Here is a 20,816-nt window from a genome sequence, read left to right as displayed (position 1 = left end):
AGTCTTTTCGTGACCATACATGTATTTTAGATTTTATCACTTGTCATCATATTACAATGGAATATGGTAATAATCAATAGAACTAGCGTATTTGTCACTTTTTCGACATGCTTTGCACCTGCCATTGACCTTTTTTAGTGGAACTGAGCGCCTACCTAAAAATCGGTTTTTCCATGCAAGGTATTCGTATTAGTCCATTCAATTATGTCCAATACTTGTCTAAACTAATAAAAACAGACTATAATAAGATGATAAAATTGTTATTAATGTAGGTGAATAGAATGCTTCATGGTTGGTTTTTATGGTTTATCCTATTTTGGGTATTTTTCCTAGTTGGTTCTTTTGCCATTGGTGGATTTTTTATGTTCCGGAAATTTTTAAAAAAAATGCCGAAAGAAGACGGCAAGTCTGTGATGGATTGGGAAGAACATTTTGTTAATGAATCCCGTCACTTGTGGGGTCCTGAAGAGAAAGAGCTCCTAGAGGATTTAGTTAGCCCGGTTCCTGAGCTTTTCCGTGATGTGGCCAGACATAAGATTGCTGGAAAGATTGGCGAAATCGCATTAAAAGAACAGGCAGCTAAAATTACTCAAGATCTCGTTATTCGCGGTTATATTCAAGCCACACCAAAAAGAGATCATAAATTTCTACGCAAAAAGCTCTTTGAAAATCGAATCGATGTCGCTCCTTTTGAGCATTTATTTTAAACCGTCTAACTCTAGACGGTTTTTTGTTGCTATAAAATGGATAATATCATGAACCTGAGCCTCTCATTTTCCATCAACTCTCTTTTTATATATTCACCGGTAAATGACCGGAACTTTCAATTACCACAAGCCTTCTTTTTTCTCCTCTTCGGTCAATGAAACACGCTTTCATTTACCACAAGCCCTCTTTTTCCCCCTCATCGGTCAATGAAACAGGCTCTCATTGACCGCAAGCTCCATTTATTCCTCTCTTCGGTCAATGAACCGTTTTTCCTCAAAATAGCCACTCACTAAACCATCTAAAATGGCACCCCCACCTAACAAATAAAAAAACTGGCCCCCAAAAAGGACCAGTCTCACACATCAAATTTATACCTGTTTACCACCATGGAGCTGCTTAAACAGTTTCTTGTAATCCACATACATCGCTACACGCCAAGGTACGATCATGCAATAGGCAAGGAAGAAGAACATGCCGCTTAATTCACCAAAGTCTATCGTTGCACTTAAGACGGATTTCATCACGAGACGAACTACTAATAGACCCACTAATATAAAGAAAAATGCTTTAGATCGCTTTAGATAAATATCGTTATCGCGAATCTCAAATTTCGAGGTTTTAATGAGTAAGATAGAAAACAACATCCCCACGACCGCTGCCTCGAGCATTTCAGCCCCAGTTAGTCGAAACTGCGGTTCTATATACATAAGTGCCCCGCTGGACATGAACAGTGGTGGAAGAATAATCTTAAGCGCATTGGTGGGTTTCTTGGCAGCTTTCATACGGACCACCAAGGCTAGGGTGCCCATAAAAACCGCTCCAATCGAAGAAGCAACAACTAAGTTCATTAGATTCATTCCTTATCTAATTTATTTTCTAACTCATTATATCTCAAATAAATTGATTTGAAAAAAATTAACTCATGTTAAATGTCCCATTTTTTAACCAAAAAGATGAAAAAAGGAAAAATTCTACTTAGAAGTTTCCCTTTTCATAAAAATAATATATTTCGAGTTTAATTAGAACCCTGTAAATCCGCCAAACATCTCTGAAAAGATTGTAATGATTTTTGTCATCCAGTCAAAGAATAAGACAATACCCATGACAATCATTATGTAACCGCCAACTTTAACAATTTTTGCACTGTTCTTCTTGATCCAATTCATGCGGCCAAGGAAGAAGGAGAGGATGAAGAATGGGATCGCAAAACCTAGTGAATAAGCAATCATATACAACATGCCAGAACCTGGGTTTGTCGCAGCCAAAGATATAACAAAGGATAAAATTGGGCCAGTACATGGTGTCCAACCAGCTGCAAACGCCATTCCAATTAAGACCGAGCCAAAGTATCCTGAAGGACGATTCTTAAATTCTATGCGGCGGTCCTTCATCATAAACTTCGGATTTAAAATCCCGACGATGACCAAACCAAAAAAGACAATAAAAATTCCGCCCAACTGTCGAATCAGATCTTTATACTGAAGAAAAAAACTTCCGAGAAACGAAGTTCCAAATCCAATTGCAATAAATATGATTGAAAAACCTAAGAGAAAAAATAAAGTGTGGAGTAGACTCCGCTTTTGAAGCATGGCATTTTCACTTTTTAACTCCCCAACAGACATTCCAGTAATATACGAGAGAAATGCAGGATAAAGCGGTAAACAACAGGGTGAAATAAAACTTAAAAAACCTGCCCCTAATGCTAAAAATATATTTACATCTGACATATTAACACTCCCACTATAGTCGATACGTTTATATTCTAACAAATGTTTGTTATAAAAGATAATGGTTAACTTGAATATTTTGTGTCGCTGTTAGTTTTTCTATTGATTACAAATAGGACTTCCCAAAATTTATGCATAAATTGGATGGATATTTATTGACAATTGTCTTTGAAAAAATTTACATCATAGGTTATACTAGTAAAATCAATCCAAATTTGATATATTAGTATTCTATTTCAACCAAAATTTAGGAGTTACTCCGGAAAGGACATCAGCCGTGACAAAAAAAGATTTAGTAAACCTAATTGAAAAAAAACGTGCTGAATTAATTCAAGTCGCAACTACTAACGGCTTGACATCCTCCGTTGCAATTCGCTACAGTCAAGAACTCGATCATCTATTAAATGAATATCATCGAATATATATAAAGAAGATTCCCTCCTCAGCGTGTTAGAAACGAGTTAAAAGCCTGGCATATAATTGCCAGGCTTTTTCTATTAATTAACAACATCCTCCAGTCGTTCGACCGCTCCGTTTTGTAAAAGGAACATTTTATGGTACAACCCTCCTAAAGCAAGCAACTCTTGGTGGGTTCCTCTCTCGACAATTTTTCCTTGATGCAATACTAAGATTAAATCCGCATCCTGAATGGTGGAGAGGCGATGCGCAATTGCAATTGTTGTTCGTCCTTTTCGCATTTTAGCAAGTGCAGTTTGAATTGCTTCCTCTGTTTCTGTATCAATATTGGCAGTTGCTTCATCAAGCACCAAGATTTTAGGGTTCGTCGCAATCGTTCTGGCAAAAGCAATTAATTGCCGTTGACCACTTGAGAAGGTAGTCCCCCGTTCAACTACTTTATGGTCAAACCCATCTTCCAACTTTCCTATAAATGTATGAGCCTGAACAAACCTTGCCGCCTCTTCTACCTGTTCATCCGTCATTTCACTCGAATGGAGGCGGATATTGTCTTTAACCGTCCCATAAAATAGGAAAGGATCCTGTAAAACCAAGCTCATTTTATCGCGAAGTTCTGACTTTGTATAATGACGAATCGATTGACCATCTATTAGGATGTCACCCCGTTCATATTCATAGAATCGCATCAGCAAGTTGATAATCGAGCTTTTCCCACTTCCAGTATGACCGACTAGTGCCACTGTTTCACCTGGATTTGCCGTGAATGAAATATGTTTTAAGACATCCTGTTTCCCGTTATAGGAAAAACTTAAATCCTTAAATTCAATTTTACCTTGCTGGATGGATAGCCTTTCCTCCTCCTGTTGCAGTGGTGCTAGTTCTTCCTCATCTAACAATTTGAAGACACGAGAACCAGCGACGATTGCTTGTTGGTATAAGGAGAGCCTCATCATCATCTGATTGACCGGTTCAAAGAAACGATCCAAATAATTGATGAAGGCATATAATACACCGATTTCCACCACATGGTTAAAAGAAGATATCCCAAAATAACTTAATACAATCATAAGGCCAACAATATAAATTAAATCAATCGCTGGTCTTAACAAAAGCCCATCGATTTTAATATTTTTCATACCTGCGTTAAAGTGTTGGTCATTAATCGCACCAAATTCAGCGCGAAGTCGTTGTTCCTGACGAAACACTTGGATAATACTCATTCCTGATAAAGACTCGCTGAGCTTGGCATTCAATTGGCTTAGGCGTTCACGCATATCAAGGTAAAAACGGGAACTTAATTTTCTGTATAGGTTCATAACAAACAATAATAACGGTATTAACACGACACAGAATAACCCAAGTTTGATATTCAGAATAAACATCGCAATGAAAATACCAATTAATAAAAAGCCGCCCTGGATAAAGGTTGCAATCACAGTCACAAACATGTCTTTAATAGCTTCCGTATCATTCGTTACCCTTGAGACGATGCTACCTGCAGGGGTTTGGTCAAAATACCTAAGTCCCAGTGACTGAACCTTCGAAAAGACATCAATCCGCAGCTGTTGGATAATTTTCAAAGCTAATTCTTGGAATTTCACAAATTGGAAGAACATGAGAAATGCTTTAATAATTTGGATGGCCATGTAGGTCGATCCTAAAAGGACCAAGGGCTGATACGCTAACTTGCCAGGTGTTAAATAATCATCTATAAATATTTTTACAATAATCGGCAAAACAATATCACCAATCGTAGTTAAAAGTAGCAAAATAAAAGCAAGCGCAATGTTTTTTTTATGTGGTTTGGTGTAGGACAGTAACCGGAATAAAATTGTTCGTTGTTCACGTTCTGAAAGCTGAATTTTTTCATCCATATTAATGTCCTCCATGCTCGACCAGCTCTTCTAGCTGCTGGCGTAAATACATTTCTTTATACCAACCATCAGACTGCATTAACACCTCATGGTCTCCACTTTCCACAATTCTGCCTTCCTCGAGGACGATAATGAGATTTGCATGTTGGATAGCACTTAATCGGTGTGAAGTAATGATAGTTGTTTTTCCTGCCCTTTCCTGTCTTAAAGCAGAAAGGATGGCCTCTTCAGTTTTTGCATCTACTGCCGACAGGGAATCGTCGAGGACCAATACTTCTGGATTCATTAGAATTGCCCGAGCAATCGAAATTCTTTGCTTCTGCCCACCTGATAAGGACACTCCCCTTTCTCCCACAACTGTATGATAACCGTCACTAAACTGGAGAATGTCATCATGAATATTCGCTATCTTTGCTGCAGACTCTACATCCTTTGTTGATGCGTTAGGGTTCGTAAAGGCAATATTTTCTCCGACGGAGGCTGAAAATAAAAAGTGGTCTTGTGGGACATAACCGATTGCTTCCCGTAATTTTTCTAACCTGTATTCTTGAATAGTCTTCCCGCCAAAGGTAATTTCCCCGTGATAACTATCAAACTCACGAATCAGCAGCTTTAATAGTGTTGTTTTTCCTGCTCCTGTTTTACCAACAATTCCAAGTGTTTCTCCTTGGTGAAGGGAAAAGTGAATATCCTTTAATACGGGTTCAGTTTCGCCTGGGTAAGTAAAATCAGCGAGGTTAAATTCAATATCCCCTGCTGGCACAACGTTTAAGGCATCCTTATTGTCTGTTATCTCTACTTTTTCCTGTAGGAGCAGGGAAACACGGTCATAGGAAGCCCTGCCACGCTCTACGATGTTAAATAACCATCCAAAAGCAAGCATGGGCCAGATAAGTAAACCTAAATATGTAGTAAACGATAGTAATTCCCCGATCGTTAATTCACCACTAAGGACGTACTTTGCCCCAAACACAATCGATAAAAAGAAGGAAATTCCAACAATAATCGAAATTGTTGGGTCAAATAGGGAGTCAATTTTCGCGACAGTGATATTTTTTTGGACGACATCCTCTGATTGCTTGCGAAAATCCTCAATGTCTTCCATTTCCTGACCAAACGTCTTAATGACTTTGATTCCGGTAATACTCTCCTGTGTTTTATCATTTAACGAAGAAAATGCTTCTTGAGCCTGATAAAAGGTTCGGTGAAGCATCGTCCCAAACCAACTTGTCAGCATAACCATAAACGGCATAGGAATCAAACAAATTAATGTTAATTTCCAGCTGATTGTAAAGGCCATCGCCAAAATAACAAAGCCCCCAGTTGAAAGTGAATCAACAAGCGTTAAGACACCCATACCAGCGGTTTGCTGAATCGCTTGCAGGTCGTTGGTTGCATGGGCCATTAAATCCCCAATTCGACGTTTTTGGTAGAATGAGGGAGACATCATGGTGAAATGGTGATACAGTCGATTTCGTAGCAGTTTACTTAGCTTTACCGAGGAACCAAAAATCATAATTCTCCAATAGTACCGTAAGGAATACATAGCCAAGCCCACAACAGCAAGGACACCCATCCATCTCAGAAGGTTACCTTTTGTTATTGTTCTTTCCTTGATTTCGTCAGCGATAATTCCAATCACTTTAGGCGGCACTAACTGCAAAAGGGCAACCAACAATAAGATTAAAATGCCACTAAGATATGCTTTTTTCTCTTTTTTAAAGTACCAGCCCAAATCTAAGAATACTTTCATTAACACGCCCCCCAAAACAAAAGAAAGCAAACCATCGATGATTTTCTTTCTAAATTTTTGTTTTCTCGTAAAAGAAACATTAGCCGAGGTTCTATTTTACCAAATTTTTATAAAATAATAAACATTAAGAATTATTCAACGAACACGAAAAAAGCACCCATTGCTATGAGTGCTTGTTCGTTTATTTTGATTGTTGCTTGTTCATTGCAGCCATCATTTGGTTGATTTTCTTTTGTGATGGCTTTTGTCCCATCTGCATCATCATCATTTTCAACATTTGTTCGTTGATAGGCGGATTTTTCTTTAAGTAGCTCATCATATACTTACGAGCAATGAAAAATCCTAGTGCTACACCAGCTGCTAATGCTAGTATACCAACTAGAACGTAATACATATTCAACTTCCTCCTTCGTGTTGTCTACCATACAGTGTACTAAATAAAACACGATTAGACAATATCTGCACTCAGATAAATTTTCTTTCTTTTATCGGCTTTAACCAGCCGTAACGTTGATGTTCCAAGTCAAGTGCTAAAAAGGAGGACTCACATTTTCTAAGCACTTCAAAAAAAGCAGTCTCCGCCTCATAGCTTCCTTGAGCATCAATAGTAATTAAATCTTGGAAAACTTCTAACTTTGCCGTACTTAGTTTTCCGCTTAATTCAATTGAATATGCACCATTCTCAGCTTTAAACCCCTTAATTTTTCCCAGTTGCTTTTGAATGAGTTGGTGAATCTTCAAAACCTCGACCTTTTTGGTTATATAGGAAATTTGTCTTTGAGTAATAAATTTAAGCTCACCGTTTGCTTTATGATTTTCTTGAAAAAGCTGAAAAAATAATCGCTCTCTTCCGAAGTAATGGGTAGCAAATTCATCTTCTATTAAATATAGCTGATATTTTCTCACCACTGTCCTCTCCTTCGTTGGTAACCCTTTTTACTATTATAAAAAAAGACAAGCGAAACATTTGTCTTACGGCGGCAAAAACTTTCACTACTTTTGTCGATTGAAAGAATTGCAAGCTTTTTTTTCATTAAATTCGGTATATTTATTGAATTTTCCTGTAAGATTAAACATTGTTCACAATATTGTAGAATTCCCGATTGCTAAAAAGCAAAAAAGAGAGCGGATGAACTCCGCTCTCCTAATACATTAATATTTTATTTTTGTAATAGTGCCTTCACTCGTGCAACTACATTGTTTACAGTGAAGCCGAACTCTTCCATAATCTTTTCACCTGGTGCTGAAGCACCGAAATGATCGATAGCAAGTACATCGCCTTCGTCACCTGTATACTTGTGCCAGCCAAATGAAGCCCCAACTTCAATTCCAAGACGTTTTTTCACACTTTTTGGCAAGACAGAGTCTTTATATTCTTGGGATTGTTGCTCAAAGCGATCCCATGAAGGCATACTTACCACCGAAACATGGACACCTTCTCCAGCTAGAGCTTTTTGTGCTTCAACTGCCAAGCTAACCTCTGAACCAGTTGCTAGTAACAACGCATCTGGAGTTTCTCTTTCTGAAGGTGAAACGACATAAGCACCTTTTGAAACTCCTTCGTAGGCATTTGTATCGGTTCCTTTTAATGTAGGTAAATCTTGACGAGTTAAAATAAGTGCAGTTGGTTTGTTTGTAGACTCTACTGCTAGCTTCCAAGCTGCTGCTGTTTCATTGCCGTCTGCAGGACGAATGATTGATAAGCCAGACATGGCACGTAATGCTGCCAACTGTTCAACCGGTTCGTGTGTTGGGCCGTCTTCCCCAACTGCAATACTATCATGGGTAAACACATAGGTAACAGGTAAGCCCATCAATGCCGCAAGACGAATCGCTGGACGTAAGTAATCAGAGAAGACAAAGAATGTTCCGCCAAAGACTTTTACGCCGCCATGAAGAGCAATCCCGTTCATAGCTGCACCCATTGCAAATTCACGTACTCCAAACCAGATATTGCGGCCTTCATATGAGCCAGGCATGAAGTCATTCGTACCTTTAATCATTGTTTTATTCGATCCGGCAAGGTCTGCAGACCCACCGATAAATATTGGTAGATTCTTGGCAATCCCATTGATTACTTCACCTGATGAAGCTCGGCTTGCTAAACTTTTCCCTTCACTGTACACTGGAATATCTTTATCCCATCCTTCAGGAAGGTCATGATTTAATGCTTGTTCAAGCTGTGTAGCTAATTCTGGGTACTCTTTTTTATATTGAGCGAAAAGGTCATTCCACTCTTTTTCTTTTTTCTCACCGTTTTCAACAATGAGTTTTTGGAAGTTATCGTATACTTCTTGTGGTACATGAAAATCTTCTTCAAAGGTCCATTTATAAGCTTCTTTTGTTAGTTTTAACTCATTTGCTCCAAGTGGTGACCCATGAACACCAGAAGTTCCAGCGCGGTTAGGTGAACCATAACCAATTACTGTTCTCACTTCAATCATTGTAGGTCTGTCTAAATCACTTCTAGCTTCTTCCAAAGCCTTCGCAATTTCTTCAAGATTGTTGCCATCCTCAACACGAAGATATTGCCATCCGTAAGATTGATAACGCTCCTTAATACTTTCAGAGAAAGACTTGTTTAAGTCGCCATCAAGAGAGATATCGTTTGAATCATATAGAACAACCAAGCGACCAAGTTTCAAGTGACCTGCAAGTGAGGAGGCTTCCGCAGATACCCCTTCCATCAAATCGCCATCACCGCAAATGCTGTATGTAAAATGGTTCACAAGTTCATAATTATCTTTATTATAAACACTTGCGACGTGACGTTCTGCCATCGCCATTCCAACTGCCATTGCAATTCCTTGTCCAAGTGGACCAGTTGTTGCTTCAACGCCCTCAGTATGACCGTATTCTGGATGTCCAGGTGTTTTTGAACCCCATTGGCGGAATTGTTTAAGATCATCCATTGTTAAATTGAAACCTGACAAGTGAAGCATGCTGTATAACAATGCTGAACCATGTCCTGCTGATAGAACAAAACGATCTCGGTTAAACCAGTGTGGATTCTTTGGATTTTGGTTCATGAACCTTGTCCATAATGTATAGGCCATTGGCGCTGCACCCATCGGCATTCCTGGGTGGCCGGAGTTTGCTTTCTCAATCGCATCAATTGCAAGCGTGCGAATGGAGGTAACAGATAAATCATCAATAGTATTAAACATGAATTACATCCTTTCCTAATCACTAGGTTACTAAATACATTTTCAATTTTATATTGCTGCCATGTTTTATTCAACAAATAGCACAATAATAACAATTAAAAATATCTTTGTTTGTTATTATTGTGCCATTTAAGTAGGCACTCTATGTAAAATAGGAATACAAAAATGTATTCCTGGATTATCAATGCAGTGTATTTTTTTTCCTAGCTTTAATTTTTTCTGGTGTTACGTCGTTTCCTTCAGGGTCAATAAACTTTGTGTTGGTTAGGGTATCAAGCATATTCGAACGGAAAGTAGCCAAATATTCGCTTCTTAATTTAGATTGCTCTTTTGCCTCTGTTTCAGTCAAGCCTGTTGATTTTGCTTTCCTTGCCAATTCATTAATTCTAACCATTTTCTCTTTGGATAGCACCCGAGTGCACCTACCTTTCTGCCGGTTTACATGACACCTGATTTTACTAAAAAAAGAACCTAATGACAAGGCACAAGGTCTACTCTTCTTGGGATTCTATAAATTCTTGATATCTTCTATGTACCGTAGCTTTAGAAATGTTATACCCAAAACCTCTCAACGTGGCAGCTATTTCAGAGAATATCAAGCCATTTTTCCTTAACCGAACAATTTCTTCCACTGGCACTTCAATTTTGTCCCGCCCAGAGGCCTCTCCTAGGTTTTTTAAGTTTTTTTCGGGTTTATAGCCATTTTGGACTGCTCGTCTCATACCACGCTTAATTTTGGCATTATGAAGCTTTCGTTGATATTCCTCGACCATACCAACAATTTTTAAAACCATGGAATCCGATTCAGACAGTTGTAATTCGCCACTATGAGAGATACTGTACAGTTTAATATTTTCTTTTAGGATACAATGTAATATTGCAATCTTTGCATTCCCTCTTCCCAGTCGGGTTTCGTCCTGAATCAAAACTGCATCCACTTTCTCATCCTTAATTCGTTCCAATAATTGAAAAATGCCTTCCCGGTCGTAATCGTAGCCGCTTGCCTTTTCTTTAATCACCGTATCAATTTCAAATTGATACGATTTTGCCAGTTGTAGTAATTCCTCTTCTTGACGTTTTATTGAAGTTTCTTGCGTTTCTTTGTTTGTACTGACTCGGCAGTATATGATTGCTTTCATAAAAAATTCCTTTCTATTCTCCAACGGCACTCGCTAATTCCTTTGTAGATGAGACCTTTTCGTTGCTGACAGGGATAATTATTTCTTCACCTGGAAAAATTTGATCATCATCAATTCGATTATGCTTTTTTGTCCATGCAACAAATTCTTTGTTTGATAATGAATGTTGTTCGGAAAATTGCTCTGAAATTCCCCACAAGGAATCGCCTTCTGTAATTGTAATCTTTAAATATTTATCTTGATCGTTTGCTTGATGTTGGCAAGACACTATGATTGAAAGAGAACAACTCAAAATAATAAGAGTGATAGCATAAGAGTATTTGTTCCATAATTTTTTCATTATTAACACCTCTACAAGAATGTATGTTCGTCTAACTAACTTGATTATAAATCGAACATTTGTTTGTTGTCAACTATTTTTCGAACTTATGTTTGTATAAAAAATGCGAACATGGTATAATAAACACAACATTAACCAGGCGAGGTGGATTTTATCATGGCTAAAATATCAAAGCGACAGCAGGATATCTTAGACTTCATTAAAAGTGAGGTTAAGAGTAAAGGTTATCCCCCTTCAGTAAGGGAAATTGGAGAAGCGGTTGGACTAGCTTCCAGTTCAACAGTTCACGGTCATTTAGCAAGGTTGGAAAGCAAAGGACTGATTAGACGGGATCCAACTAAACCAAGAGCAATAGAAATATTAGAAGCAGATGCAGCAGCCCATATACCTAGAAATGCAGTCGTAAATGTGCCAGTGGTTGGTAAAGTAACAGCAGGAATACCAATAACAGCGATTGAAAATGTGGAGGAATATTTCCCTCTACCAGAAAGCCTTGCCCCTGCAGACGAACAGGTTTTCATGCTAGAAATTATGGGTGAGAGTATGATAGAAGCAGGAATACTAGATGGAGACTATGTCATTGTAAAACAACAGCCTACTGCAAATAACGGGGATATTGTTGTAGCGATGACCGAGGAAGATGAAGCCACCTGTAAGAGATTTTTCAAGGAAAAAGATTACATACGCCTGCAGCCGGAAAATTCTACAATGGACCCTATTATATTACGGAATGTTTCTATTTTAGGTAAGGTCATTGGTGTTTACCGACATATACATTAAAGATTAAAAGAGTTGGCCATTTTTTGTGGCCAACTCTTTTTTATGTTTATTCAACTCATAAAATGAAATTTCATAAAAAGGGAGCGGCATGCTTCCCCCTTCTTATGCTAATTTTGCTATCCGTGCCTGTATTTCAGATAATTTAACTTTAAAAAGTACTTTATATACCTGTGTATCCGCTTCCATTAAAGTGGAATGGCTCACATATTCCCCTTTTAACGTTCTTCGTTGCTCATCAAATAGAAAACATTCCTGACCTTTGGCTGCTGAATCTAGTAAACTTAGAATAAGATCCGGTTTCTTATACGTCTTTTCACGAAGTATTTCTTGGGTTAGAGCATTACAAATTTGCAGTTTATACAATTAGAGCACCTCCCAAATGTTTTCAAGTTAAGCATATACTATATATAAGTGGAAGAACAAAGATAAATGTGAATTATTCAAGAAAATTAAGGAAATAATTTAGTCATATACTGGGATTGACGACCATTCTTTGTTAATTTGAGCCATTCGGGTCGTCAATGAGGGCTATTGACTACCGCTCTTTGATATTTTCAGCCATTCGGGTCGTCAAGCACGTAATTTCCAACTAAAAATTAAAACCCTGCCACAAGAGCGACAGGGTTGGTTTGATAATATTAATACATGCTCATATATTGATCGCGTTCCCATTGGTGAACGACTGTACGGAACATATCCCACTCAATTTCTTTAGCTTCAACAAAGTGTTCCATAATGTGCTCACCTAGACCAGATACGATTACTTCGTCAGCTTTTAATTGATCTAGTGCTTGAGCTAATGTTGCAGGAAGATCGATGATACCCTCTTCGATTCTTTCTTCTTTGCTCATTACATAGATGTTTCTGTCAACTGGAGCCGGCGGAGTTAATTGGTTTTTAATTCCGTCTAAACCTGCTTTTAGAAGCACAGCCATTGCTAAGTATGGGTTTGCCGCAGGGTCTACACTTCTTACTTCAACACGTGTACTTAAGCCACGAGAAGCAGGAATACGAATTAATGGCGAACGATTTCTTGCTGACCAAGCGACATAACATGGTGCTTCATAGCCAGGAACTAGACGCTTATATGAGTTTACAGTTGGGTTTGTTACAGCTGTAAAGGCTGGAGCGTGCTTAAGGATACCTGCAATGAATTGACGAGCTGTATCACTCATGTCTAAGTCGCTGCCCGGCTGATAGAATGCATTTTCTCCGTTTTTAAATAATGAAAGGTTCATGTGCATTCCAGAGCCATTTACGCCGTATAATGGTTTAGGCATGAAGGTTGCGTGCAAGCCATGTTTACGAGCAATTGTTTTAACTACAAGTTTAAAGGTTTGAATTTGGTCACATGCTGTAAGGGCATCAGCATATTTAAAGTCGATTTCATGCTGACCTGGTGCTACTTCATGGTGAGAAGCTTCAATTTCAAAGCCCATTTCTTCTAATTCAAGAACGATATCACGGCGGCAGTTTTCACCTAAATCTGTTGGTGCTAAATCAAAATAACCACCTTGGTCGTTTAATTCTAAACTTGGTTCACCTTTTTCATCTAATTTAAATAAGAAAAATTCAGGCTCAGGTCCAAGGTTAAAGTTAGTGAATCCTAACTCTTCCATTTCTTTTAATACTCTTCTCAAGTTATTACGAGGATCACCTTCAAATGGTTTTCCCTCAGGAGTGTAAATATCACAAATTAAGCGTGCAACCTTCCCTTTTTCAGCTGTCCACGGGAATACCACCCATGTGCTAAGATCTGGATATAGTAACATATCGGACTCTTCAATACGTACAAACCCTTCGATGGAAGAACCGTCAAACATCATTTTGTTATCCAGTGCTTTTTCTAATTGACTGATTGGAATCTCCACGTTTTTGATGGTTCCAAGGATATCGGTGAATTGTAAACGGATAAATTTCACGTTTTCTTCCACTGCTAATCTTTTAATATCATCTCTTGAATACTTTGCCATTTTCTAACCCCCTATTTTTTAAAAAGATGCCTCCATTTTAATGAAAGAATCTTGACATATCACCTTGACGTAATGAGGGACGATTGTTTCGACCCGTATGCATCATTTCGTTGCGCAACAGTTTTCTCAGTTGTTCATCTGTTAATTCACGTTTAACTTTTTCAGTTTGTTGTTCAATGATGTTGGATTGTTGCTCCTTCACAAGGAACAATTGTTTAATGCCAGCCATATTCACACCTTGATCAATTAAATCCTTAATTTCTAGAAGCCTATCAATATCATTTAAACAATATAGGCGTCTATTCCCCTCGGTCCTAGCCGGAGAAATCAATTGGTGTTCTTCGTAGTAACGAATTTGCCTGGCTGTAAGTTCCGTTAATTGCATGACAGTTCCGATTGGAAACAGTGGCATAGAACGGCGAATTTCCTTTCCACTCACCAGATTACTCCTCCCTGTGGGTTATTTATATTGTTATTATATTTCGTGTTAGAAAAGTTGTCAATGGTATGTTAGGTTTTCTTACATGAAATTTTTAAAAAAATGGGACAACTTAAAAAGTTGCCCTTTAACCTATTTTATAGAAGTTCCATTAAACCTTTATCAATTAAATGATCAATTGCTAGGCATACGGCCATTTTTACATGTGCATACGTTAATCCACCCTGTACATAGGCAACATATGGCGGTCGAATTGGTCCGTCGGCTGTTAGTTCAATGCTTGCTCCCTGAATAAAGGTTCCTGCTGCCATGATTACGTCGTCTTCATAGCCAGGCATATAGCTCGCGTGGGGAGTAACGTATGAATTAATTGGAGAAGCAAATTGAATCGCCTGGCAAAAAGCAATCATTTTATCTGGGTCATCAAATTGTACGGATTGAATTAGGTCCGTACGATTAGCATTCCATTTGGGGGAGGAATTCATCCCTAATTTCTCCAGCATGGCGGCCGTAAATACTGCCCCTTTTAGAGCTTGCCCCACTACATGAGGCGCAAGGAAAAAGCCCTGGTACATTTCTTGAAGACTATAAAGGGAAGCACCGGCTTCTGCCCCAATTCCAGGTGAGGTCATCCGGTAAGAACAGGCATCGACCCATTGCTTTTTCCCAACAATATATCCACCCGTCTTCACAATCCCTCCACCAGGGTTTTTGATAAGAGAACCAGCCATTAAGTCCGCCCCAACATGACACGGCTCCATTTCTTCCACAAATTCCCCATAGCAGTTATCAACAAAGACGATGACATCCGGTTTAATTTCTTTCACAAACTTAATCATTTCGCCAATCTGAGCAACTGTAAAGGAAGGTCTAGGGTCATACCCCTTAGAGCGCTGAATCCCAATCACTTTTGTATTTGGTTTAATTTTACCAGCCACCTGGTCCCAGTTAATTTCTCCTTCATTAGTAAGAGGAACACTATCATATGAGATGCCAAATTCTTTTAGCGACCCCACCCCGTTACCACGAAGTCCGACGATTTCTTCCAAGGTATCATATGGTTTACCTGTGATATAAAGCAATTCATCCCCGGGCCGCAGAACACCGAATAAGGCAATCGAAATCGCATGAGTTCCAGAAATAATTTGAGAGCGAACCAGTCCTGCTTCACCGCCAAAGACATCGGCATAGACCGATTCCAGCGTATCTCTGCCGATGTCATCGTACCCATATCCGGTTGTAGGAATAAAATGAGAATCACTGACCCGATGTTTTTGAAAACTTTGTAGAACCCTAAATTGATTGGTTTCTATTCTTTTGTCGATTTCCTTATGTACTCCAGCGATTAGTTGTTCCATTTCCGTAACGATTGGCTGAAGTTTTCCCCCATTTTTTAACTGTTGAAACATGCCTGAATCTCCTATCTACATTTTGTATTTCTGTAATTGACCTGTTATTTGATGATCCTTTAAAGTATAGCCTTTACAGCGATAGAACTCTTCCTCATCATCAAATACCAGTTCTCTTAGTATGGTCTCATTTTTTAATAAAGAAAGTAATTTCCCTTCTGTGGAGGGAATGCTAACCTCGTAAGAATCCATCATTTCCATTACTGCCTTTTCCATTTGCTGTTTTAACGCCAAACGGTCCCCTTCATCAAATGCACTAATAAAAGCGGTAGGGGTGTCGGCGGTTGGGACAAAATCAGCATGTTGAATATCCTTCTTATTATATACCGTTATTTGTGGGATATCTTTAACATCCAGATCATCGAGCAGTTTTTTTACTGTTTTTTCGTGTTGAAAATAATCTGGGTTGGACATATCCACCACATGCAGTAGTAGATCTGCTTCCTTTACTTCCTCAAGGGTCGACCTGAAGGCAGCAATCAAGGCAGTCGGTAAATCTTGAATAAAGCCGACTGTGTCTGTGATCAGGGCTAAGAAACCACTAGGAAGAATTAATTTTCTAGTCATCGGATCAAGGGTCGCAAATAATTGATTTTCCTCATATGACTCCGCTTCAGATAATCGATTAAACAGGGTTGATTTTCCGGCATTGGTATAACCTACAATCGCGACCTGAAAAGCTTTATTTTTCTTCCGTCTTTCCCGGTACCGTTCCCTGTGTTGAACGATGACGGAAAGTTGACTTTTTATATCATCAATCCTGCGACGGATATGACGGCGGTCTGACTCTAACTTTGTTTCACCAGGTCCTCTTGTTCCAATCCCTGCCCCAAGTCGCGAAAGGGCTGTCCCTTGACCCGCTAACCGCGGGAGTATGTATTGCAGCTGGGCAAGTTCGACTTGGAGTTTTCCCTCTTTCGACCTTGCTCTTTGGGCAAAAATATCTAGAATAAGCTGGGTGCGGTCAATAACCCTGGCATTCAGTTCCGCGGCAAGATTTCTCTTTTGACTGGGTGAGAGTTCATCATTAAAAATAACAACATCCGGCTCAAGTTCTTCTACCAGTGCATTGAGTTCCTCTACTTTCCCTTTTCCGATATAAGTGGCTGGATGACGGCGTTCTCGTTTTTGAACGACAGATACCAATACTTCACCCTGGGCGGTTTTTGTTAATGCCTCCAACTCCTCCAAAGAATACTGGAAACGTAAATCATCGTCCCCGCTAGTTTGACAACCTACGAGGATTACTTTTTCTTTCGTTTCTTTTTGTTCCAAAAGGCATCCTTCCTTCCTAAACATCTACCTTTCATCATAACAAAAAAAGGTTATTATCACTAATTTCTCCAAATACCAAGAAAAACTTATTGTTTTTTTCCCACATCATGATAAAATTTTAATGTTTATTATCAGTTACTTTTTTACTATATAAATAGTGTATTTTAAAAATTAACTTCAAGGAGATATCAGAACAAATGACATGGGATGTATTAAGTATGATTGGAACGATTGCTTTCGCTGTCAGCGGTGCGTTTATAGCGATGGAAGAGGAATATGATATTTTTGGTGTTTACATTTTAGGGATTGTCACTGCTTTTGGCGGGGGGGCGATTCGAAACTTGTTAATCGGGGTTCCGGTATCTGCTCTTTGGGATCAGGGGATATTTTTTCAAATTGCCTTGTTATCGATAACAGCGGTGTTTTTATTCCCTAGCAATTTGCTCAAACATTGGCAAAAATGGGGGAACTTATTTGATGCCATTGGCCTATCGGCGTTTGCCATTCAGGGAGCTATGTACGCGGTGAACATGGACCGGCCACTAAGTGCGGTTATCGTTGCCTCAGTATTAACCGGAATTGGCGGCGGGATTATACGCGACCTATTAGCTGGCAGAAAGCCCATTGTTCTAAGAGCGGAAATCTATGCACTCTGGGCAATTCTTGCAGCTCTTTTTATCGGATTAAAGATTGCTACGCATTCTTGGGAATTATACTCACTATTTGTCCTTGTGACTGTTTTACGAGTTCTTTCGTACACTTATGATTGGAGACTGCCCATTAGAAAACTGGAGACCCATTCATAATTATTAATAGTTTAGTATGTTTGTTAGTAGAAAGGAAAGAACATCGTTGCGCAGATTAAAAGCTATTACTATGATTTTAATTTTATTATTTTCTGGACTATCATTTTCGGAATATGCTCAAGCCTCTTCCATCTTCGTCAATCCAAAGCAGGTATATAGCTACTCAAAAATGGCTGCAGATATTCAGAAATTAAAACGTGCCTACCCTAATTTAGTCACTGTTAAAGTAATTGGCAAATCGGAGTATGGACGGAATATTTATGCCATTTCATTGGGGAAAGGTCCTGCAACTATTTTCATTAACGGATCACATCATGCTCGTGAATGGATGACAACCACTTTAAATATGTACATGCTCAATCAATATGCTGATGCTTATATGAAAAACAAAAAAATAAACGGATATGACGCCAAGAAAGTCCTAGTATCAACAACTATTTGGTTTGTCCCAATGGTCAATCCAGATGGAGTAACCTTACAGCAATCTGGTTTAAAAGCATTTCCAAAAAACGTACATAAATCACTCATCAAAATGAATAACGGCAGCAAAAATTTTAAACGCTGGAAGGCAAACGGTAAAGGTATTGATCTCAACAGGCAATATGATGCCGGCTGGAATAATTTAAAAGGACCCGAAAAGCCTTCTTACAAAAACTATAAAGGGAAAGCTCCTGCAACAGCAGCCGAAGTGAAAGCAATCTTAAATTTCGTCAAAGGAATTGACCCTGAAGTAGCTGTTTCCTACCATAGTACAGGCAAAATTTTATATTGGAATTATAAACAAGATTCAACACGTTATAAAAGAGATCTTGCTTATGCAAAAAAGGTCCGGAAGATGACCGGATATTCCTTAATCTATAATAAAAAAGCTACAGGTGGAGGCGGTTTTACCGATTGGTTTATATCAGTTAAGAAACGACCTGCGTTTACACCGGAAATCTCGAAATCTGTCTATGAAAACAGTCCTCCTTTAAGTGAATTCCCAAAAGCCTGGAAGGAAAATCAGGCGGTTTCGCTATTTCTAGCAACGGAAGGTTCAAAACTCTATAATGAACGTAATTATAACTCACTGAAAACAAAATACACGATTCTACAAACACAAGCAACTAAGCTCCAACCCTATTACTCTAGTAATATTAAAAATTCGGACAGTTTAAAAATTGATAAAAACTTCACTAGTTTATACACATCAGTAAAATATGAAAGCAAAAGATTAGGCCAGCAAACGGCAAAGTTGTATTCTGTCAATCAAAAGAAACTTGAAGGCTATCAAAAAGCAATTAAATTACAATTAGGCTACTCAGAAAAATACTTCGCAGCCATAAATGCAGGTGAGAAATTAAAAACTTTCCAGAGTTCCTATATAAAAGCATTTGAAGCTGGGATATTAACGGATGCTACAGTCTTACAACAGCAGCAATTAAGCACACTCACTACCGCAGCAACAAAAACAATGAAAAGTCTCTTTGGTTCCAATGTAATAAAAATAGCTAATGAAAAATATATTAATCCAGCGATTATTACCAAAGAAAATACCATGTACGAAATGAAACGCTATCAATTGACCCTTCAAATTGAAAATCTGCTCAAAACTGGAAATATTTCCGAGGTTCAATCACAGCTGGGTGTGCTTGAAAAAACTGAAAAGGATGCAGTTATTTTCAAAGAGGATAAAATGAAACAATTTCCTGGTAAATACAAGTTTTTCGTAAAAACTGAAACCATGCTTGCCAACAAAAAGGCAGCAATCAAGGCTGAACTTGATAAATTAACAGCCATTCCGGAGAAAGATCTATAGTAATAAGCGGCAGAATCCAGGAATCTGCCGCTTTTTCAATGTTGCTTAATCTTCCTCAAAGACAAGGTCATTGCTTCTAAGGGTCATTAATTCGTGCCTGTCATAACTGTTTAACATGAGCAGTCTCATCGCCTGAGCGCGGATTGATTTTTCAATAATATTTCGGACATACCTTCCGTTTGAGAAACTATTGGGACTTAGTACTGCTTTCACCCATATTAAATGTTCCTTTAACTTTTTTTCAGCTTCATGGCTAAAGGTATATTCTCTTTCCTGTAACATCCTTGCTGAAATTTCGATTAATTGCTCAATATTATAATCAGGAAAATCAATCACTAATGGAAAGCGTGAATGAAGTCCGGGGTTTAGAGTCAAAAAATATTCCATTTCACGTGAATATCCCGCCAAGATAAGTATAAACTCATGCTGTTTATCCTCCATATGCTTAACAAGGGTATCAATCGCCTCTTTGCCGAAATCCTTTTCTCCGCCCCGTCCCAATGAGTACGCCTCATCGATAAACAAAATCCCCCCTTGGGCCTTCTTAATTAAATCCCTTGTCTTTTGTGCGGTATGACCGATATATTCACCTACGAGGTCAGCCCGCTCTGCTTCAATGAGATGACCTTTTGTGAGGACATTCATTTTTTGGAACAACTTTCCGATTAATCTTGCGACGGTCGTTTTGCCTGTCCCTGGATTTCCTTTAAACATCATATGGAGAGCCTGTTTTCTTGCCTTCAATCCAACTTCCTCACGTTTTTTATTCACATAAATCCAAGCATAAATTTCCTTGATCATCTTTTTCATTTCTTCCATGCCAACCAAAGCTCCAAGTTCCTCTTCAATTTCCTTTAATGCAGAATGCTCGGGAGGAATATCCTTTGGAACGACTTGAAAGTCTGGTAACTCTTTAGAAATGGTTTTTGTTATCCCTTTTTGTGAATTGAGAACAACACTTATTTGGCCATTACTTTTCATCCGAATGGGTTGGTCCAAAGCTTTCACCTCTCATTTTCGCCAACAGTTTACAGAATATGATTTGTATGGCCACTCGGAATTCATGCTAATAAATTCCGAATAATATTTGCGTAAAGGAATGCATAATCCCTCAAACTATATGTATTCAAACACTGTGAATTTCATTAAAGAAGTTTTTTAATAAATAAAAAAAGCGGAAGCGCCCTGGTCAGCGGCGTATGGCCTGGAGC

Annotated in this window: 21 protein-coding genes; 5 read left to right on the top strand and 16 right to left on the bottom strand. The window is 38.6% G+C overall.

Annotation, left to right across the window (positions count from 1 at the left end; all coding sequences use genetic code 11):
* Positions 1-281: 281 nt before the first annotated feature.
* A complete protein-coding gene (locus V7121_RS06245; RefSeq protein ID WP_335495219.1) occupies positions 282-707 on the top strand; it encodes a DUF2621 domain-containing protein in 426 nt (141 codons plus the stop codon).
* 369 nt (positions 708-1,076) lie between these two features.
* Here V7121_RS06245 and V7121_RS06240 read toward each other — a convergent pair whose 3' ends face one another.
* Together V7121_RS06240 and V7121_RS06235 are read right to left on the bottom strand one after the other, a co-directional pair.
* On the bottom strand, positions 1,077-1,556 hold the full coding sequence (locus tag V7121_RS06240) for a CcdC family protein (RefSeq protein ID WP_335546032.1): 480 nt from the start codon (positions 1,554-1,556) through the stop codon (positions 1,077-1,079).
* A gap of 171 nt (positions 1,557-1,727) precedes the next feature.
* Positions 1,728-2,435, bottom strand: coding sequence for a cytochrome c biogenesis CcdA family protein (locus V7121_RS06235; protein WP_335495222.1), 708 nt, complete (start codon positions 2,433-2,435; stop codon positions 1,728-1,730).
* Between the two features lie 277 nt (positions 2,436-2,712).
* Between V7121_RS06235 and V7121_RS06230 the strand changes: the two genes are divergently transcribed.
* Positions 2,713-2,889 carry an aspartyl-phosphate phosphatase Spo0E family protein gene (locus V7121_RS06230; protein WP_335495223.1) on the top strand — a complete coding sequence of 59 codons (177 nt, stop codon included), beginning with the start codon at positions 2,713-2,715 and terminating at the stop codon, positions 2,887-2,889.
* 43 nt (positions 2,890-2,932) lie between these two features.
* Here the strand turns inward: V7121_RS06230 and V7121_RS06225 are convergent, their stop codons facing one another.
* The 8 genes from V7121_RS06225 to yneA all read right to left on the bottom strand — a co-directional run bounded on the left by V7121_RS06225 (position 2,933) and on the right by yneA (position 11,125).
* A complete protein-coding gene (locus V7121_RS06225) occupies positions 2,933-4,726 on the bottom strand; it encodes an ABC transporter ATP-binding protein (RefSeq protein WP_335546030.1) in 1,794 nt (597 codons plus the stop codon).
* Position 4,727: 1 nt separating this feature from the next.
* The gene (locus V7121_RS06220; RefSeq protein ID WP_335495226.1) at positions 4,728-6,479 is read right to left on the bottom strand and encodes an ABC transporter transmembrane domain-containing protein; all 1,752 of its coding nucleotides are present in this window, start codon (positions 6,477-6,479) and stop codon (positions 4,728-4,730) included.
* A gap of 181 nt (positions 6,480-6,660) precedes the next feature.
* Complete coding sequence (locus tag V7121_RS06215) at positions 6,661-6,873, bottom strand: YneF family protein (RefSeq protein WP_373561664.1); 213 nt, start codon at positions 6,871-6,873, stop codon at positions 6,661-6,663.
* Between the two features lie 71 nt (positions 6,874-6,944).
* Positions 6,945-7,385, bottom strand: a complete 441-nt coding sequence (gene sirA, locus V7121_RS06210; RefSeq protein ID WP_335495227.1) for a sporulation inhibitor of replication protein SirA — start codon at positions 7,383-7,385, stop codon at positions 6,945-6,947.
* A gap of 254 nt (positions 7,386-7,639) precedes the next feature.
* Positions 7,640-9,646 carry a transketolase gene (gene tkt / locus V7121_RS06205; protein ID WP_335495228.1) on the bottom strand — a complete coding sequence of 669 codons (2,007 nt, stop codon included), beginning with the start codon at positions 9,644-9,646 and terminating at the stop codon, positions 7,640-7,642.
* Positions 9,647-9,827: 181 nt separating this feature from the next.
* On the bottom strand, positions 9,828-10,058 hold the full coding sequence (locus V7121_RS06200; protein WP_335495229.1) for a DUF896 domain-containing protein: 231 nt from the start codon (positions 10,056-10,058) through the stop codon (positions 9,828-9,830).
* Between the two features lie 79 nt (positions 10,059-10,137).
* A complete protein-coding gene (locus V7121_RS06195) occupies positions 10,138-10,785 on the bottom strand; it encodes a YneB family resolvase-like protein (RefSeq protein WP_335495230.1) in 648 nt (215 codons plus the stop codon).
* A gap of 13 nt (positions 10,786-10,798) precedes the next feature.
* On the bottom strand, positions 10,799-11,125 hold the full coding sequence (yneA, locus tag V7121_RS06190; protein ID WP_335495232.1) for a cell division suppressor protein YneA: 327 nt from the start codon (positions 11,123-11,125) through the stop codon (positions 10,799-10,801).
* 156 nt (positions 11,126-11,281) lie between these two features.
* On the opposite strand from yneA, the gene lexA reads away from it, so the two are divergent.
* Positions 11,282-11,905 (top strand): transcriptional repressor LexA, encoded by a 624-nt coding sequence (lexA, locus tag V7121_RS06185; protein WP_335495233.1) that lies wholly within the window; start codon positions 11,282-11,284, stop codon positions 11,903-11,905.
* A 102-nt stretch (positions 11,906-12,007) separates the two neighbouring features.
* Here lexA and V7121_RS06180 read toward each other — a convergent pair whose 3' ends face one another.
* The 5 genes from V7121_RS06180 to hflX form a co-directional block, all read right to left on the bottom strand.
* The gene (locus V7121_RS06180) at positions 12,008-12,268 is read right to left on the bottom strand and encodes a hypothetical protein (RefSeq protein ID WP_335546027.1); all 261 of its coding nucleotides are present in this window, start codon (positions 12,266-12,268) and stop codon (positions 12,008-12,010) included.
* Between the two features lie 275 nt (positions 12,269-12,543).
* A complete protein-coding gene (gene glnA / locus V7121_RS06175) occupies positions 12,544-13,878 on the bottom strand; it encodes a type I glutamate--ammonia ligase (protein ID WP_335495236.1) in 1,335 nt (444 codons plus the stop codon).
* A gap of 37 nt (positions 13,879-13,915) precedes the next feature.
* Positions 13,916-14,317 (bottom strand): MerR family transcriptional regulator, encoded by a 402-nt coding sequence (locus V7121_RS06170; RefSeq protein ID WP_335495238.1) that lies wholly within the window; start codon positions 14,315-14,317, stop codon positions 13,916-13,918.
* A gap of 137 nt (positions 14,318-14,454) precedes the next feature.
* Positions 14,455-15,726 carry an aminotransferase class I/II-fold pyridoxal phosphate-dependent enzyme gene (locus V7121_RS06165; RefSeq protein WP_335495240.1) on the bottom strand — a complete coding sequence of 424 codons (1,272 nt, stop codon included), beginning with the start codon at positions 15,724-15,726 and terminating at the stop codon, positions 14,455-14,457.
* A 15-nt stretch (positions 15,727-15,741) separates the two neighbouring features.
* Positions 15,742-17,001: a GTPase HflX gene (hflX, locus tag V7121_RS06160; protein ID WP_335495241.1), complete on the bottom strand. Its 1,260-nt coding sequence runs from the start codon at positions 16,999-17,001 to the stop codon at positions 15,742-15,744.
* Between the two features lie 197 nt (positions 17,002-17,198).
* Between hflX and V7121_RS06155 the strand changes: the two genes are divergently transcribed.
* Both V7121_RS06155 and V7121_RS06150 read left to right on the top strand, forming a co-directional pair.
* A complete protein-coding gene (locus V7121_RS06155) occupies positions 17,199-17,807 on the top strand; it encodes a trimeric intracellular cation channel family protein (protein ID WP_335495242.1) in 609 nt (202 codons plus the stop codon).
* Positions 17,808-17,853: 46 nt separating this feature from the next.
* Entirely contained in the window at positions 17,854-19,605 is a 1,752-nt protein-coding gene (locus tag V7121_RS06150; RefSeq protein ID WP_335546025.1) for a M14 family zinc carboxypeptidase, read from the top strand.
* A 45-nt stretch (positions 19,606-19,650) separates the two neighbouring features.
* Here V7121_RS06150 and spoVK read toward each other — a convergent pair whose 3' ends face one another.
* Complete coding sequence (spoVK, locus tag V7121_RS06145) at positions 19,651-20,604, bottom strand: stage V sporulation protein K (protein WP_335495245.1); 954 nt, start codon at positions 20,602-20,604, stop codon at positions 19,651-19,653.
* Positions 20,605-20,816 lie beyond the last annotated feature (212 nt).

It is taken from the genome of Neobacillus drentensis (genome assembly GCF_036962125.1).
GTDB classification, from domain to species: Bacteria; Bacillota; Bacilli; order Bacillales; family Cytobacillaceae; genus Neobacillus; species Neobacillus drentensis_B.
This window is presented reverse-complemented; position numbering and strand designations above follow the sequence as displayed.